We start from the raw sequence: 2,875 nt of genomic DNA, 5'->3' as shown, positions 1-2,875 counted from the left end.
TAGCTTCTTCTTTTTTAATATCCTACCTCATTCAACAATTTTTAATTAAATTGCATTAATCTTCATTGTGATTTACAAGATATACTGTATATATTTGATTATCTGAAACAACCAACAGGTGAAGAATATTCGTATATATTCCCTCTGTTAAGTTGCCTTCATTTTGAATGTAATAGTGATTGATGGTTATCGTTGAATCAGATATTTGTACAATATCGTCAGTTAAATCATCAAAAGAATCAAAATTATAGTTACCCCTTACCGAAAGAATATTCACCTCTTCATCAAATGTATACGAGAAATCTTCATTGGAATTTGTATCATAATAGATTGATAGTATGTCCCCACCAACATTTATATTGGCATAAAATGGGCTTGACCATTTTGAAGTGCCATCTGTATAATTAGCGCAAACTTCAACTTTGTATACACCTTCATTAAATCCAGACATTTCAAACATTGCTTCCTCTACGTTATATTCCTCATCATCATTCACTTTTACGGTATAATTGATGAAATCTTCAAGCCCATACCCAACGTTTTGCCACTCAAGGTTTTGGGTCGCAGAGGATGATCCTATTCCAGTGGGATGATTGAATTGACGACTGATGGAAACGTTAATGATATCGGATAATTCAAACGTTTCATCCTCATAAATGATTTTTATTTTAACATGATACGAGGCTTCATTTGGATAAAGAAAAAAGGAAAATTCGGAACCATATGCATAAAACATATAGTCGTGTCCGTTATCTGTTTCAGTCTCCAAATCATCATCATAGAAAATTATTTGATAATATTGAGCACCTTCCACATCTTGCCAATCTAATAAATCATCATCATATGTCCATTGAATGATATCTTGATTATTCGAGCAACCGCTTATCAATAGAACTATCGTAAAAAATAAACCAATCATTAAAATTCTTTTCATAATTCCCTCCAACTTCAAGAAAAATCAAATCAAAAATCAGTTTTCGAAAAAAAAGATTTCATGTTTTTTCTTGATTACTTAATTGTATTATAACATAATTTATTATAAATTAAAGAGTAAATACAAAAAATAACAAAGCCCAGTAGGGCTTTGTTATGCTATGTATATCATTAGATTGAATTTCTTTATATACAATTTTTAGTTATTGTTTTTCTATTTTATGCTTTAATAATTTTATCAATAATTGTCTTAATTTTTTTCCATTCTTGATTTTGCACAGTTAAATATTGCAACCCTTGTGAAGTTATAGAATAGTATTTTCTTTTTTTGCCAGAATCGCTTTCCAACCAGTAGGTTGTAACATATCCAAGTTGAACGAGACGCTTGAAACTGGTGTAAAGCGTCGCTTCTGTAAATGAAAACTCGTTATCTGTCAATTTCTCAATTTGTTTATTAATTAGATATCCATACGAATCATTTTTCTCTAGTACACTTAATAATATCATATCTGTATGTCCTCGAAGCAAATCACCAAATATGTTCATAATTGATTACTTCTTTTGTTGTGAATATTTAAGATTAACTATGATATCAATTAGCATGAAAACCACTAAAACAATGGCACTCAAGAAAGAAATTGGACCAGCCATACTGTAAAGACTAAAGGTAAGAATAAATATTACTATTGTTGAAATCAAGTAGACAAAAGGAGCCACAAAACGACTTTTAAATTTTCCTGTAATAGCGATAATTGAAATAATAATTGTTGGAACTACCACTACAAATTCACTTATGAGTATTGCTAAATTACTTCTATCTATATCTCCATATGTCCCTGTGCTCAATAAGATTAAATCCACAAAGCAATACAAAGAAAAAATTAATGTGAATGTGGGGTAAAACCAATTTTTTATAAAAATTAACTTAATTTTATTATCAAAGGATTCCAAGAAAAGAAATTGCTTGATTTTTTGACCTACAGATACTAGTTTTTCTTCTCCTGTGATTAAATAATACTTTTTCATTAGACGCTTGTACAACGAACTAAATATTAACAAACTGATTAAAAATAGTATTACAAAGACAATAGCTAGCAAGAAGAAAATGAGTTGAAAGTCATCGATGGAAGTTATGGACCCAAGGTTACTGGCCATGAATGCAACGGCTATCAAGTTATATATTAATAATGTTAAAAGCAATGAAATCGAAATTGCCCAGAAAATAAAACATGTTTTCATGTATGAAAATATTTTATTAACGTAATGGTTATGCTTGTCAATATCGTATTCTTCATTTTTGATGTACTGACTTTCTTGATACAAGTAAGAAGCTCCAATTGAAAATGAAATAATACTTAACATCACTACAACTGCACCAGCAACTACGTTTAAAAATATCATTAATAACCCAAAAGCAGAAAGAATGGCTCCAGCAATTAGAAACATTTCAGAAATATTCGGTTTATATGACTTCTCCTTCGTTTCTAATATTTTATCATCTAAAGTAAAATCTCCCATAGATTTTATTGCTTCTACATATGCAAGGTTTTCATCATGATTTTTTTCGAAAATTTCATCGTAACGATCTGAAATATTTCCAATAATCTCTTCTTTTTTTTCTTGGTTATTCTCGGATGTGTCAAACCGCAATTGATAGTTGACGTATTCTTTAATTTTGTTATACACTGTTTTCCTCCATACCTAAACTGATTATGTATATTTTATATCAAACATACCTAATCTGTCAAGGCATAAATTTAAAATTATTTGTTTTTTTTGCTTACAATACTAATAAAAATAAAAGCGGCTCAATCGAGTCGCAACTATTTTTATTATTCGCCGATAAAATGATTGATAATATCAACGGTGTCTTTCCATTCTTTTTTACTTTTCAATAATTCCTCTTTGCCTTTATCAGTGATCGAATAGTACTTTCTTGATT

The 2,875-nt window shown here is 29.3% G+C and carries 3 protein-coding genes; all 3 read right to left on the bottom strand.

Features of this window, described 5'->3' with window-relative positions:
- Positions 1–55: 55 nt before the first annotated feature.
- A complete protein-coding gene (locus KJ971_07385) occupies positions 56–934 on the bottom strand; it encodes a hypothetical protein (GenBank protein MBU1145653.1) in 879 nt (292 codons plus the stop codon).
- A gap of 218 nt (positions 935–1,152) precedes the next feature.
- On the bottom strand, positions 1,153–1,479 hold the full coding sequence (locus KJ971_07380) for a PadR family transcriptional regulator (protein MBU1145652.1): 327 nt from the start codon (positions 1,477–1,479) through the stop codon (positions 1,153–1,155).
- 6 nt (positions 1,480–1,485) lie between these two features.
- Positions 1,486–2,619, bottom strand: coding sequence for a hypothetical protein (locus KJ971_07375; protein ID MBU1145651.1), 1,134 nt, complete (start codon positions 2,617–2,619; stop codon positions 1,486–1,488).
- Positions 2,620–2,875: the final 256 nt, after the last annotated feature.

This window comes from Bacillota bacterium, from assembly GCA_018818595.1.
GTDB lineage: Bacteria > Bacillota_I > Bacilli_A > Izemoplasmatales > Hujiaoplasmataceae > JAHIRM01.
The sequence above is the reverse complement of the archived record's forward strand: the minus strand, read 5'-3'. Positions and strand labels throughout refer to the sequence as shown.